Here is a 13507-nt window from a genome sequence, read left to right as displayed (position 1 = left end):
GGTTGATTCCGGGTTTTCTTCCGCGCGGTATCGCGCGCGGATCTTGGTTTCAGGGCTCGTCTTCCATGGCGGCGGCGATGCGTTCGAAGGTCAGCGGCAGGTCGCGCACCCGCACGCCCAGGGCGTCGAAGACGGCGTTGCCGATCGCGGCCGCCGTGGGGCCGAGCGATCCTTCCCCCGCACCGACCGGGTCGTCGCCGGGATGCTGCACGATGGCCACTTCCACTTCGGGCACCTGCGAGAATCGCAGCATGGGGTAATCCTGCCAGTTATCGCCCAGCATACGGGTGCGGTCGAAGCGTGCCGCCTCCATCAGCGTCCAACTGACCGCCTGCAGCGCGCCGCCTTCGATCTGCTGCCGTACGCCATCGGGGTTGATGACCAGGCCGACGTCCACGGCGATCCACAGGCGACGCACGCGTACCTGCTCCTGCACGTCGACATCGGCGACCACGGCGCAGTAGGCGCCGGTATTCTTGTAGCGCGCGAAACCGATACCCATGCCCTGGCCTTCGCCGCGCGGCTCGATACGGGTTTCCCAGTTCGCCATCGCGGCGGCCTGTCGCAGGACGGCGATGCCTCGCGCATCGGCCAGGTGTGCCAGGCGGTAGGCCAGGGGGTCGGCGTGCGCCGCGCGTGCCAGTTCGTCCATGAAGGACTCGATGGCGAAGACGTTGCCATAGGCGCCGAGCGCGCGCAGGGACGATGTCCGCAGGGGGACATCCAGCACCCGGTGGCACAGCACATCCGTGGTTTCGAATCGATAGATCGGTTCGGCGTTGCGATCGGCGCCGCCGCCCGCCGCGCGTGGCGCATCCACCGAATGCAGCCGCTCGAAAGGCCGCTCCAGGTACCAGGAACCCAGCAGCGTCGGCGTGGACGAACGGCCGGGCCGCAGGCCGTGGCCGGGACTCCATAGCTCATGCCGCCATGCCACGATGCGGCCGTCTTCGTCCACGTCGGCCCGCAGTTCGATCGACATCGCCGGGCCATGCGGCGACCAGTTCAGTTCGTCGGCGCGAGACCATTGCACGCGCACCGGCCGCCCTGGACAGCGCCGCGCCAGCCAGGCAGCGTCGTAGGCGACGTCGTCCGCGCCGTTGTGCCCATAGCAGCCGGCGCCCTGGACGTGGCGGACGACGATGGCCGTCTCCGGCAATGCGAACGCCAGGCTCAGGTCCTTGCGCAGATTGAAAATGCCTTGCGTATGGCTCCACACCTGAAGCGTGCCCTCGCCAGCCAGCGCCAGCGCGCAGGACGGGCCGATGGAGCCATGCTTGATGAATGGCTTGCTGTACGCGGCGCGGAATGTCCTGCGCGCGGCCCCGGCCGCAGTGTGGCCAGCGGGGCTCGTGTCGCTGTTGGGATCGGGCGCGGCGTCTCCCGCGTTGCCCAACCGCATGTCCACCGTGCGCAGCGTCTTGAGCCATGCGGGTAGCGCATCGACGTCGGGCAGCGTGGCCCGCTCGCGCCAGCGGGCGGACTTGGCCAGCGCGGCGGCGGCCCGCTCGGCCAGCGCCTCGGTTTCGGCCACGACACCGGCCAGCGAGCCATCGCGGCACACCGCCAGGATGCCGTCCCACGCCGAGACGCCATCCGCGTCCCAATCCAGCAGCTCCGCGTCGGGCGATGGCGGGCGCACCATGCGTCCGTGGACCATGCCGGGCAGCGCCAGGTCATGGATAAAGCGAAACTGTCCGAAGACTTTCTCGGCGATGTCGGCCCGCGCTTGCGCGTTGCCGACGATGCGATAGGCGTCGCGCCGCTTGGGCGCGACCTGCGGGCTCGCGGCACGGTCCAGCAGCGCCTCGTCGGCCAGCTCCCAATACGCCGCCAGCCGCACGCCGCCGCGATGAATGGCGCCGTCGATCACGGTCAAGGTATCGACGGCGACGCCGTGCCGCGCCGCGGCCGTCTCCAGCAGAAGGGCGCGCGCCTGCGCGCAGGCGTGCCGCAAGGCCGAGCCGGAGTGCTGGATGGACAGGCTGCCCGAAGTCACGGCTTCGTCGGGGCTGTTCGCCGTGTCCGCGGGCACCATGCGGATGCGGTCGAACGCGACGTCCAGCTCCTCGGCGGCGATCTGCGCCAACGCCGTCAATATGCCCTGGCCGATTTCTACTTTGCCGGAACGGACTTCGATATAGCCTGACGGATCCACGCGCAGCCAGGTCGACAGTCTGGCGTTGGCCTGCAGGCTGGGGGGCAGGGAAGGGGGCGTTGTCATCGGGAGTCGTCCCCCTGGCCGCGATTCGCGGCGTCCGCATCGCTCCCGTCAGGCCCGCCGGCGCTGACCTTGGCCGCGCGTCGTATCGCCTTGATGACGCGCAGCTGCGTACCGCAGCGGCACAGGTTGCGTTCCATGCCCTCGCGGATCTGGACATCCGAGGGCCGCGGACAACGCTGCAGCAGCGCGGCACCCGCGATCAGCATGCCCGATGTGCAGTAGCCGCATTGCGCGGCCTGTTCCGCGATGAACGCGGCCTGCAGCGGGTGAGGGTCGCGCGGCGTGCCCAGGCCTTCGGACGTCACCACGCGTTTGCCCGCGACCGCCCACATCGGCGTATCGCAGGCGGGAACCGCGCGGTCGTCCAGCAGCACGAAGCAGGCACCGCATTCGCCGGAACCGCAGCCGTAATGGCTGCTTTTCAGGTCCAGGTCATTGCGCAGCACATCGAGCAGCCGCCGTTCGCCATCCACGCTCAGCTGCGCGGGCCGGCCGTTCAAGGTGAAAGCGATCGCGGCGTGCTCTGCCATGACGCTCAATCCACCTTGATGTTCGCCGACTTGACGATCGCGCCCCACTTGTCGATGTCGCCCTTCAGGAAGTCGGTGAACTGCGCGGGCGTCATTTTCATCGGCGTCACGCCGCTCTTGGCCCATACCGCCACGATCTGCGGATCGCTGACGATCTTGCCGATCTTCTCGTTCAGGAAGTCGACCACCTCCTTGGGCGTATTCTTCGGCGCCAGCAGGCCCAGCCACAGGGTAGCCGTGTAGCCCTGCACGCCGGCCTCGGCCATGGTGGGCACGTCCGGCAGCACGCTGGAGCGCGTATTGCCCGTGGTGGCCAGCGCCCGCACCTTCTTGGTCTGGATCAGGTCGGTCATCGTGCTGACGGCGTCGAACATCATATCGACCTGGCCGCCGAGTACGTCGGTGCGCGCGCCGCCGCTGCTCTTGTAGGGGATGTGGACGATATTCACGCCGGTCAGGCTTTTGAAGAGCTCGCCGGCCATGTGGTACGGCGTACCGGTGCCGGACGATGCGTAGTTGAGCTGGCCCGGCTTGGCCTTGGCCGCCTTGATCAACTCCTGCACGCTGTGGATCGGCAAGCCATCGCGCACCACCAGTACCAGCGGCGCTTCGTTCACCGGCGCGACCGCCGTGAAGTCGCGCATGAGTTCATACGGCTTATTGTGCAGCAGCGTTTCGTTGACCGTCTGCGTATTGGACATCATCAGCAGCGTATAGCCGTCGGGTGCCGCTTTCGCGACGTACTGCGTACCGATGACGGCGCCGGCGCCGGGACGGTTCTCCACCACGAAGGATTGACCGGTTTCCTGGCCCAGGTGCTGCGCCAGCACCCGGGCGTAGACGTCGGCCGATCCCCCCGCGCCGAACGGCACGATGATTGTCACGGGGTGATTGGGGTAGGGCGCGGCCGCCGCCGGCGCGCTTATGCCGACGGCCGCGCACGCGGCAAGGCTCGCGGCCGCCAGGCCGCGCAGGAAGGTCTTCATCGATGTCTCCTCGGAGGGTATAGCGTCTTGCTGTGTTTTGCGCCGTGTCCGTGCGCGATTAGGCGACCGCGTTCTGCAGCACGCCGATGCCCTGGATCTCCATGCGCATCACGTCGCCCGACTTGACGAACTTGGGCGGATTGAAGCCGATGCCCACGCCGGCCGGCGTGCCGGTGGCGATCACGTCGCCGGGTTGCAATTCGATGCCCGCCGAGATCGTTTCGATCAGGGTGGGGATATCGAAAATCAGCAACGAGGTATTGGAGTTCTGGCGCAGCTCGCCGTTGACCCAGCACTTCACGTCCAGATTGGTGGCGTCCAGCGCGTCATTGGTGACGACGTAGGGTCCCATCGGGCAGAAACCGTCCAGGGCCTTGCCCAGGAACCACTGCCGATGCAGCTTCTGCAAGTCGCGCGCGGTGAAGTCGTTGACGATGGTGTAGCCGAAGATGTGCTTGAAAGCGTCGGCCTTCTTGATGCCGCGGCCCGGCTTGCCGATCACGATGGCCAGCTCGACCTCGTAGTCCAGCTGCTTGGCGACTTCCGCATGCGGGGGGATCTTGTCGTCGGGACCGATCACCGTGCTGGCAGGCTTGGTGAACACGACCGGCGCTTCCGGCGCGTGCTCGCCTTCCTTGGCGCTGCTGTCGAATCCCGACTTGCTGAATTCGGCCGCATGTTCGTGGTAGTTCTTGCCGACGCAGAAAATATTGCGGCGCGGCTTGTCGATCGGGGCCAGCACCTTGGCGTCCTTCAGGGGCTTGCCGGCGCCGGTTGGCGTCAGTTTGGGCTTCAGTGCCTCGTATTCTTGTACCAATTGGACCATATCGCCGGAAAACCCGGGCGCCAGTTCGGAAACTGGCCAAAATTGGCCTTTTTCGGTGTCGACGACGGCGATCGTGCGTTGGCCCTGATAGGAAAGCTGGGCGAATTTCATGGCAACTCCATAGTCCAATTGGTCAAAACAGCGCGTAATGTAGAACCAATTTGGCCCTGATGCAAGCCAATATCCAAAATTATTGACCAATTGGTCCTCTTTCTTTAAGCTCGCCGTATGGATACGAAGACCAAGGTAGAAGCGCCCGACGCCGGCGCATCCCTGCGTGCGCCGGGAGCGAAGGCGCTATCGCGCTATCTGCGCGATGAAATCCTCGGCGGCAGGCTGCGCCCCGGGGTGAAGCTGCCGCCGGAACGCGAGCTGAGCGTACGCTTCGGGGCCTCGCGCGGCTCCGTGCGCCGCGTGCTCTCGGACCTGCGAGAGCGCGGCTTGATCGTCCAGTCCGTGGGCAGCGGGACCTTTGTCTCGGAGCAGGCGGACGCCATGGCGCAAGAGCCCGCCTTGCCGCGCTTCGACGGCAACGTCAGCCCCGCCGAACTGATGGAGGCGCGCCGCCTGATCGAACCGCTGTTGCCGGGGATGATCGCGCGCAACGCGACGGCCGCCGATTTCTCCGCGATGGCCAACTGCCTGGAGCAATCGGAGGCCGCCACCTCGATCGAAGCGTTCGAATACTGGGATGGCGCCTTGCACAAGGCTTTCGCGGTAGCCACGCACAACGCGTTTTTCATGCAGATCCTGGAGCTGATGAACCAGGTTCGCGAGCAGGGTGAATGGGGCAGGCTCAAGCGCAATTCCCTGACGCCCGCGCGCCGGGCGCAGTACGAGCGCCAGCATCGTGCCATGGTCAACGCCCTGCGCGATCGCGACGCCGCGCAGGCCGCCAGCCTGATGGTGGAGCATCTGGACCAGATCCAGCGCAATCTGTTTGGCGAATAGAGGGAGGGGGCGGGTCGTTCAGCGCGGCGGCGGCGCTGCCGGCTCTGGCTCCGGCAGCGTGCGCAGGACGCGTTCGCGCAGCCCGCCCGCCATGCGGCAATAGACCTGTGGGTCGTTCCAGGCGCGTGCCAGGACCAGCGCCCCTTGGATGCCGCCCACGATTTCTTCGGCCAGGTCGCGCGCCGGCGCGGGCGGCACACCGCCCTTTTCGAGCACAGCCGTCACGGCAGCCGCCCACGCGCGGAAATAGGACGAGACCGCCTGCGCGAACCGATCCCGCTCGTTGCCCAACGCGAATACGCCCACCAGGCAGGCCTTGCGCCCGGAAAGGAAATACGCGGACACCTTGTCGAACATGGCGGCGATACCGTCGCGCGGGGATGGCGCTTCCCTTAATGGCGCGTAGATATTGCGCTGGAACCAGTCATCGATATGCGCCAGCACCGCCGCGGCCATTTCGTCCTTGCCGCCGGGAAAGAAGTGATAAAGGCTGCCCTTGCCAAGGCCGGTGCCTTCGGTAATGCGGCTCAGGCTGGTGCCTTCGTATCCATAGCGCCGGAATACCTCGACCAGGACCGGAATCACGTCCTGCCGCTCCGCGACGGTTCTTGGCATATCTGCTCGCGTTACGGGCGCATCCTTGCGGGCGCCCTGGTTGAATCTTCGTCTACAGCCCGAGGTCGCTCAGTCCGGGGTGATCCGCCGGGCGCGGCCCCAGGGGCCAGTGGAACTTGCGCTCCGTTTCCTTGATGGGCACATCGTTGATCGACGCGTGGCGATGCCGCATCAACCCCGCGTCGTCGAATTCCCAATTTTCGTTGCCATAGGAGCGGAACCAGTTGCCCGAATCGTCGTGCCACTCGTAAGCGTAGCGCACGGCGATACGGTTGCCGTCGTGGGCCCACAATTCCTTGATCAGCCGGTAATCCAGTTCCTTGCGCCACTTCCGGGTCAGGAATTCCACCACCTGGGCGCGCCCGTGGGCGAATTCCGCACGGTTACGCCATGCGGTGTCCTCCGTGTATGCCAGGGAAACCTTCTCCGGGTCGCGGCTATTCCAGCCGTCCTCGGCAAGGCGGACTTTCTGGATGGCGGATTCGCGGGAGAAGGGGGGAAGCGGCGGGCGCGTGCTCATGGGAAACCTCGGAGGCGTAGTGAAGGAGGGAGCAAAGACGGTCGGCTGTACCGATCAGACATGACTGTACTGTACGGTACAAGAAAGTGCAAGCATATCCGCCGTCAATCCCGTGCTTATTCCTTGTAAAGGTATTCCTCAATTAACCCTAAACCACCAGGGCGAACTGTTCCGATTGCGTGGTGAAAATACAGCCGTTGGAGCACTGAACTGGAATATTGTTTTCTTTTCCGTAGAGCACCGGAATGAGAAAAGTCTCCCGGCCGGGGCCCTCGTACTGGCGATGCGGGACGGAAATATGCAAATCGCTGGACCAGCGAGCCATGGTATCCGCGATACGGAAGCTGAACCGTGCGTCCTCCGGCATGGATTGCGCGATGCGGGGCGGGTGGTCGTATACGCGGATGGCATCCACCTCATCCGCCCATAGTATGGTTATGGCGTCGTGCGCCTGGTCCACGGCGGCGGGATGACCGGCCGGTGCCGCCGCGGGGGCGCGATTTTGAATCAGCTTCCCGTGCAGCAGCGGATGACGCCATAGGCAGTGGAAGAAGTCCGCCGGGTCGCCCAGGGCCATCGAACAGCCTTCCAGCAGCGGTCGGCATAAATCAAAAATGCGGCCATAATAGCGCTCCATCACGGCAGGCAAGTCGCCGTCCGCGCGATTCTCGTATTGCGCCCCGTCAAAAATCGACCGCCTGTCCACAATGTAGCGATTTACTCCTTCCCCTGTGAGCGAGGCAATTTTGAATTCTGGCGAGAATTCGAACTGGCTTAATGAGCACAGGTAGACTCGGCGTAGCAGGGCATGAGGTATGCGGTGTCCCGCCAGGTAGAAAAGGCCCGTATTGCGGGCCGCCGCGCGGATGTTGGATACCGTCCTCTGCATTGCCCTTAGATTGTCTCGCCGCAATAAGCAGGAAATGTCGACAATCGGGATGCCGCCACGCGCCATGCTCGATTTGGCGAGTTTTCCAATAGCTCGCAATCCTGGGCTTGGCTTTGTGCGGCGCGTCGAGTATTTTTGCGGCATCTTGTTGTACCGAACGTTATAAACTAAATACAAATGTCGACGCACACTTTATCTGCCGGGGTACCGATCTATCATCAGATCGCGCAGGTCCTGCGACGCAGGATCGAGGCAGGCGAATGGGGCCAGGGTAATCATTTGGCGACTGAGCAAGCGCTGTGCCGGGAGTTCGGCGTAAGCCGGACCACCGTCCGCCATGCCCTCAGCCAGCTCAAGCGCGAAGGGCTGCTCAGCAGTCAGCGCGGGGTGGGGACGCGCCGCGTCGGGGAATCCGCCCGCTCAAAATACGTTAGTAATCTGTCAGATCCGCTGCATGCCACCCTGGACAGCGATCCGCGCATCATTTCCTCTGAGATGGTATCAGCGCGGGGCGCCATTGCGACTTTTCTCGGCCTGGAAGAAGGTGCGCCGCTATTCAAGCTGATACGGGTCCATTTTCTCGATGACGAGCCGCTTTCGGTCGTCGAGAGCTATTTGCCGGCCATTATGGAGGGCGCGATCGCTCAATTTCCGCATCGCAGCCTGCACGACATCATGTGGAACGACTTCGACCTGAAGGTCGCGAAAAGCGTCCACACCATCAGCGTCTCGCGCGCCGAACCCCACATTGCCGACCTGTTGCGCATCGGCCTGGGCGACCCGGTGATGCACGTCCAGGCGTCCACGTATCTCCAGGACGGACGTCCCATCCGCTGGACGGACAATTTCTTTCGCGAAGACCGTTACCAGTACTCCGCAGAATTTTTCTGGGAGCCGCCCGCGCCCTCGGCGGGATCTTCCGGCAGTTAACAGGAGAAGTGATGAAAGTGCGTCATCTTGTCGTCGGCCTCTGCCTGGCGGTATGCAGTGCCGCGGCCAGCGCATACCCGGACCGGCCCATCAGGATAGTGCTTGGCTTCCCGGCGGGCGGCGGTGCCGATGTCGTCCTGCGCACGGTCACCCCCGGGCTGGCCGAGGAGCTGGGCCAGCCGGTATTCGTCGATAACCGGCCCGGCGCGGGCGGCAACCTGGGCATGGATGCCGTGGCCAAGGCGGCGCCCGACGGTTATACGCTGTTGATGGCGGCCCCCGGGCTGGCGACCAATGCCAGCCTCTATGAAAACCTGCCCTTCGACCCCGCCAAGGACTTCACCGCCGTAGGCATGGTCAGCAGCGTGCCGAACGTACTCGTCGTGAATCCGTCGCTGCCGGTCCATTCCGTCGCCGACCTGATCGCGTACGCAAAAAGCCATCCCGGCGAACTGAACTATGCGTCCTCCGGAATCGGCACCTCTTTGCATCTGGCGGGGGCGTTGTTCGAACGTGACGCGGGCGTCAAGATGACCCATGTGCCGTACCGCGGCGGACCGGCCGCCATCAACGACCTGATCGGCGGCCAGGTGCAACTGATGTTCAGCGTGCTGCCTTTGGCGACGCCGCAAATCAAGGCCGGCAAGCTGCGCGCCCTGGCGGTGACCGGCCAGACGCGCTCGGCGGCGCTGCCCGATGTACCCACGATGATAGAAGCGGGCCTGAAGGGCTATACCGCGACCACCTGGAATGGCCTGGTAGCGCCGGCCGGTACGCCGGCCCCGATCGTCGACAAGATCAACGCGGCCTTGCAGAAGGTGCTGGATCGGCCGGATGTGCAAAAGACCTTCGCCGGCATGGGCCAGGACGTCGTCAAGGACACACCGGAACAGTTCGCCGCCATGCTGAAGGCCGAGACCGAGAAGTGGCAGCAGGTCATCAAGGCCGCCGGCATCAAGGCCGAGTAGTTTGCGCGGCAACATGGGGCCTGCCGGAAGGCCATGCCCGCCGGCCCCGTGAGCAGTAACGTTTCAATCACGCCAAGGAAAGTCCATGCAGCCCCGCCGTTATGGCCCGTTCCCGTATATTCCCTTGCCCGCGCGTCCACGCTTCGTCCTGCCGAACAACGCGCGGGTGGCGTTATGGGTGAATCCCAATGTCGAATTCTTCGGCCTGGACGACATCATGCCGGGACGGCTTAACGAGCGCGTGCCGCGCGACACCGCGAAAGTGCCCAATGTGCGCAACTGGTCCCTGCGCGACTATGGCAACCGTGTCGGCGTCTGGCGCCTGATGGATACCCTCAGCCGCTACGGTATCCGCGCCAGCGCCGCGTTGAACAGCGAGATGTGCGACCAGCATCCGGAAGTCATTGCCGAGGCGGTGCGCCGGGGCTGGGAATTCCTGGGCCATGGCATCACCAACGCCGTGCGGCTGGACGAGATCCCTCCCGACCAGGAACGCCAGCTGATTTTCGACATGATCGATCGCATCGAAAAGGCCTCCGGTACGCGCCCCGTGGGGTGGCTGGCACCGGGGTTGTCCGAAACCTGGAACACGCTGGAATACCTGTCCGAGGCCGGCATTCGCTACGTCTGCGACTGGGTGAACGACGACCAGCCTTACACCATGGAAGTCGGCTCGCCCCGCATGGTGTCCGTTCCGTACAGTGTGCAGACCAACGATGTGCCGGCCTACTACGACATGAAGGTCTCGGTGCCCGAATTCGAAGCCATGATCAAGCGTCAATTCGATGTGCTGTATCGCGAGGGTGCGACGTCGGGTCGCGTGATGGCGATCGCGGTGCATCCCTTCGTCACTGGCCTGCCGCACCGTATCGGCGCGCTGGATGCGGCGCTGGAATACATCTGCCGGCATGAAGGCGTGTGGCTGGCCACCGGGCGCGAAATCATGGAGCACTACGTGCAGAGCGATTTCGCCAAGGCGATGTCGCCTTCCTGAGGCTGCCCGGCGTCTGCGCCGCGCGATGCGCGGTGGGCGGCGAGCGCGCGCCGCCCGGACGCATACGCTAATGCAGCGTCAGCCCGGCGACCGACATGAGCCAGCGCACGACGAGCGCGACGCCGCCCATCACTGCAACGCTGGCCGTCCAGATCATCACCAACCAGGCAAGTTTTTTCCACATTCGCATGCGTCGCGCGGCGTAGCCGCCTCAGTGATAGCCTTCGCCTTGCCGGACCTTGCCCCGGAACACGTAATAGCCCCAGGCCGTGTACATCAGGATGATGGGCACGATCAGCAATGCGCCGACCAGCGCGAAGCCCATGCTTTGGGGCGGCGCGGCCGCATCCCATATCGACACGCCGGGCGGTATGACGTTGGGCCATACGCTGATGCCCAGGCCCGTATAGCCCAGGAATACCAGCCCCAGGGCACAAACGAAAGGCGCGGCGTGCGCGTCGCGCCGTACGGTCCGGATCAGCATTGCCAGGAACAGCAGCACGAGCAGCGGCACCGGCGCGAAATAGAAAATGTTGGGCACGCTGAACCAGCGCCGCGCGATGTTCGCGCCCAGCAGCGGCGTCCAGATGCTGATGGCGACGATCGCCGCCAGGACCGCCCACGCCGAGCCTATCGCGACGGCGCGGGCGCGGCCCAGCAGCTCGCCTTCCGTTTTCATGACCAGCCAGGTGCTGCCGAGCAGCGCATAAGCGCCCAGCAACGCGAAGCCGGTGAACAGGCTGAATGGCTTGAGCCAGTCGAAGGGCTGCCCGGCATAGACGCCGTCGACCACGCGCAAGCCGCCGATATACGCCCCCAGCGTCACGCCCTGGAAGAATGTCGCCAGTATGGATCCGCAGATGAAAGCCTTATCCCACCAGTGGCGGCGCGCATCGCTGGCCTTGAAGCGAAACTCGAAGGCCACCCCGCGGAATACCAGGCCCACCAGCATCAGGATGATGGGCAGGTAAAGGGCGCTCAATACCACGCCGTATGCCAGCGGGAACGCGGCAAGCAGGCCCGCCCCGCCCAACACCAGCCATGTTTCGTTGCCGTCCCAGACCGGCGCCACGGTATTCATCATGGTGTCGCGGTCTTCCTTGGCAGGGAAGAATGGGAACAGGATCCCTATGCCCAGGTCGAAGCCGTCCATGATGACGTACATCATGACCGCGAACAGGATAATGATGGCCCAGATCAGCGGAAGATCGATACCCATGGTCAGCTCCCCGACACCGGCGTGGCGGCCGGCAACCGGTTTTCGTCAGGCGCCGCGGACAGCGGGCGCATCGCATGGTGCTCCAGGCCGGGCCCGCCCTCCGGGGGCGAGGTAGCGGCCTCGCCGGGCGTCGGGCCTTGCCGGATCAGTTTCAGGATGTAGGCCACCCCGGCCCCGAACACCAGGAAATACACCACGACGAACAGCGCCAGCGTGAAGCCCAACTGGCCGGCGCCGTGGGGCGATACGGCGTCCGCGGTACGCATCACGCCATAGACGATCCAGGGTTGGCGGCCGATCTCCGTCGTCATCCAGCCTGCCAGTATGGCGACCAGGCCCGCCGGCCCCATGGCCAGCGCGAAGCGCAGGAATCCGCGATGCGCGTACAGGCGTCGGCCCCGGCGCAGCCACAGTCCCCACAGGCCCAGCAGGATCATCAGCAAGCCCAGTCCGACCATGGCGCGGAAGGTCCAGAACACAATGGCCGCATTGGGCCTGTCCCGCGCCGCGAACTCGTCCAGGCTGGGCACCTTGCCGTCCCAAGTGTGGGTCAGGATCAGGCTGCCCAGGTGCGGGACCTCCAGCTTGTAGCGGGTCTCGCCGGCCGCCATGTCGGGGATGCCGAACAGCAGCAGCGGCGCGCCGGCACCGGGGGCGGGCTGTTCCCAATGTCCCTCGATCGCGGCGATCTTGGCGGGCTGGTGCTGCAGCGTGTTCAGGCCATGCATATCGCCGATGAAGGCCTGGACGGGCGCGACCAGCAGGGCCATCCACATGGCCATGGACAGCATTTTGCGCGTGGCGGGCGTGTCCTTTCCGCGCAGCAGGTGCCAGGCGGCGGCCGCGCCCACCATCAGGGCGGTACTCAGGTAGGCCGCGACGACCATATGCCCCAACCGGTAGGGGAAGGACGGGTTGAAGATGACCTGTATCCAGTCCACGGGCACTGCGCGGCCGCCGATGATTTCGTAGCCCTGAGGCGTCTGCATCCAGCTGTTGGACGCCAGTATCCAGGTCGCCGAAATCAGCGTGCCGATGGCCACCATGACGGTGGACAGCATATGCAGGCCCGGACCCACACGGGTCCAGCCGAACAGCATGACGCCCAGGAAGCCCGCTTCCAGGAAGAATGCCGTCAGTACCTCATAGGCCAGAAGGGGACCGGTAATGCCGCCCGCGAAGGTGGAGAAGTGGCTCCAGTTGGTGCCGAACTGATAGGCCATGACCAGTCCGGATACCACGCCCATGCCGAAGTTGACGGCGAAGATCTTCAGCCAGAAGTGATACAGATCGCGGTATAGGGTCTTGCGCGTGGCCAGCCACAGGCCTTCCAGTACCGCCAGGTAGCTGGCGAGGCCGATCGTGATGGCGGGGAAGATAATGTGGAAGGAGATCGTGAACCCGAACTGTATCCGGGCAAGAGTCAAGGCATCCAGGCCTAACATGTTCGCTTCCCCCCGTGCGTGTGGCCGGGCTGCTGCTGTGATGACTGCGGCAGGTTACCGGCATCGGCAGCGTGTGTACAGGATCAGTAAGGGGGCAGCTATTGCAGTGCAGTTGGCCGCCATGCCGTCGTCGCGGCGGTCGTGCGCCGCGACGACGCCGCGGCGGCTTAGTAATGCCGCCGCGAGCCGGGACCCTGCTGGCGGCTGCTGTGCTGATCGGAGCCGGTACCGATCTGGCTGGTGTGGCCGTCTTTCTTGGTACGGTGCTGTGCGTCGCCGTGACTGCGCTGGTTTTCACGCGCCCGGTCGTCGGCCTGCTTGTCGGACGGTTCGTTTTGCGGATGGGCCATATTCGCGCTCCTGTAAATGGCAAGACAGGGCTCGGCGCAGCACGTGGCATGCCTATGGCA

Annotated in this window: 15 protein-coding genes; 4 read left to right on the top strand and 11 right to left on the bottom strand. The window is 64.9% G+C overall.

Features of this window, described 5'->3' with window-relative positions:
- Window positions 1-49 precede the first annotated feature (49 nt).
- Genes CAL28_RS22120 through CAL28_RS22105 form a run of 4 tightly spaced genes read right to left on the bottom strand, consistent with a single transcriptional unit; the run spans window position 50 to window position 4677 of the window.
- Window positions 50-2224, bottom strand: coding sequence for a xanthine dehydrogenase family protein molybdopterin-binding subunit (locus CAL28_RS22120; protein ID WP_094843338.1), 2175 nt, complete (start codon window positions 2222-2224; stop codon window positions 50-52).
- Window positions 2221-2754 (bottom strand): (2Fe-2S)-binding protein, encoded by a 534-nt coding sequence (locus CAL28_RS22115; protein WP_094843337.1) that lies wholly within the window; start codon window positions 2752-2754, stop codon window positions 2221-2223. The genes CAL28_RS22120 and CAL28_RS22115 overlap by 4 nt, the downstream gene beginning before the upstream one ends.
- A gap of 5 nt (window positions 2755-2759) precedes the next feature.
- Entirely contained in the window at window positions 2760-3740 is a 981-nt protein-coding gene (locus tag CAL28_RS22110; protein WP_094843336.1) for a Bug family tripartite tricarboxylate transporter substrate binding protein, read from the bottom strand.
- Between the two features lie 58 nt (window positions 3741-3798).
- A complete protein-coding gene (locus CAL28_RS22105) occupies window positions 3799-4677 on the bottom strand; it encodes a fumarylacetoacetate hydrolase family protein (protein WP_094843335.1) in 879 nt (292 codons plus the stop codon).
- A gap of 117 nt (window positions 4678-4794) precedes the next feature.
- Here CAL28_RS22105 and CAL28_RS22100 point away from each other — a divergent pair, with 117 nt between their 5' ends.
- Window positions 4795-5517, top strand: coding sequence for a FadR/GntR family transcriptional regulator (locus tag CAL28_RS22100; protein WP_094843334.1), 723 nt, complete (start codon window positions 4795-4797; stop codon window positions 5515-5517).
- An 18-nt stretch (window positions 5518-5535) separates the two neighbouring features.
- Here the strand turns inward: CAL28_RS22100 and CAL28_RS22095 are convergent, their stop codons facing one another.
- The 3 genes from CAL28_RS22095 to CAL28_RS22085 form a co-directional block, all read right to left on the bottom strand.
- Window positions 5536-6132, bottom strand: a complete 597-nt coding sequence (locus tag CAL28_RS22095) for a TetR/AcrR family transcriptional regulator (RefSeq protein ID WP_094843333.1) — start codon at window positions 6130-6132, stop codon at window positions 5536-5538.
- A gap of 52 nt (window positions 6133-6184) precedes the next feature.
- Window positions 6185-6652 (bottom strand): nuclear transport factor 2 family protein, encoded by a 468-nt coding sequence (locus tag CAL28_RS22090; RefSeq protein ID WP_094843332.1) that lies wholly within the window; start codon window positions 6650-6652, stop codon window positions 6185-6187.
- 148 nt (window positions 6653-6800) lie between these two features.
- Window positions 6801-7685, bottom strand: a complete 885-nt coding sequence (locus tag CAL28_RS22085) for a 2-oxoglutarate and iron-dependent oxygenase domain-containing protein (RefSeq protein ID WP_094843331.1) — start codon at window positions 7683-7685, stop codon at window positions 6801-6803.
- A gap of 33 nt (window positions 7686-7718) precedes the next feature.
- Between CAL28_RS22085 and CAL28_RS22080 the strand changes: the two genes are divergently transcribed.
- From CAL28_RS22080 to CAL28_RS22070, 3 genes are all read left to right on the top strand, one after another.
- Window positions 7719-8471: a GntR family transcriptional regulator gene (locus tag CAL28_RS22080; RefSeq protein WP_094843330.1), complete on the top strand. Its 753-nt coding sequence runs from the start codon at window positions 7719-7721 to the stop codon at window positions 8469-8471.
- 11 nt (window positions 8472-8482) lie between these two features.
- On the top strand, window positions 8483-9439 hold the full coding sequence (locus CAL28_RS22075) for a Bug family tripartite tricarboxylate transporter substrate binding protein (protein WP_094843329.1): 957 nt from the start codon (window positions 8483-8485) through the stop codon (window positions 9437-9439).
- Window positions 9440-9524: 85 nt separating this feature from the next.
- A complete protein-coding gene (locus CAL28_RS22070; RefSeq protein ID WP_094843328.1) occupies window positions 9525-10433 on the top strand; it encodes a polysaccharide deacetylase family protein in 909 nt (302 codons plus the stop codon).
- Window positions 10434-10500: 67 nt separating this feature from the next.
- On the opposite strand, the gene CAL28_RS22065 is transcribed toward CAL28_RS22070, so the two are convergent.
- The 4 genes from CAL28_RS22065 to CAL28_RS22050 all read right to left on the bottom strand — a co-directional run bounded on the left by CAL28_RS22065 (window position 10501) and on the right by CAL28_RS22050 (window position 13447).
- Window positions 10501-10590 (bottom strand): DUF2474 family protein, encoded by a 90-nt coding sequence (locus CAL28_RS22065; RefSeq protein WP_369597696.1) that lies wholly within the window; start codon window positions 10588-10590, stop codon window positions 10501-10503.
- 54 nt (window positions 10591-10644) lie between these two features.
- A complete protein-coding gene (cydB, locus tag CAL28_RS22060) occupies window positions 10645-11652 on the bottom strand; it encodes a cytochrome d ubiquinol oxidase subunit II (protein WP_094843326.1) in 1008 nt (335 codons plus the stop codon).
- Window positions 11653-11654: 2 nt separating this feature from the next.
- Window positions 11655-13097: a cytochrome ubiquinol oxidase subunit I gene (locus CAL28_RS22055; protein WP_094843325.1), complete on the bottom strand. Its 1443-nt coding sequence runs from the start codon at window positions 13095-13097 to the stop codon at window positions 11655-11657.
- Window positions 13098-13264: 167 nt separating this feature from the next.
- A complete protein-coding gene (locus CAL28_RS22050; RefSeq protein ID WP_094843324.1) occupies window positions 13265-13447 on the bottom strand; it encodes a hypothetical protein in 183 nt (60 codons plus the stop codon).
- Window positions 13448-13507: the final 60 nt, after the last annotated feature.

It is taken from the genome of Bordetella genomosp. 11, assembly GCF_002261215.1.
Taxonomy (GTDB): Bacteria; Pseudomonadota; Gammaproteobacteria; order Burkholderiales; family Burkholderiaceae_B; genus Bordetella_C.
This window is presented reverse-complemented; position numbering and strand designations above follow the sequence as displayed.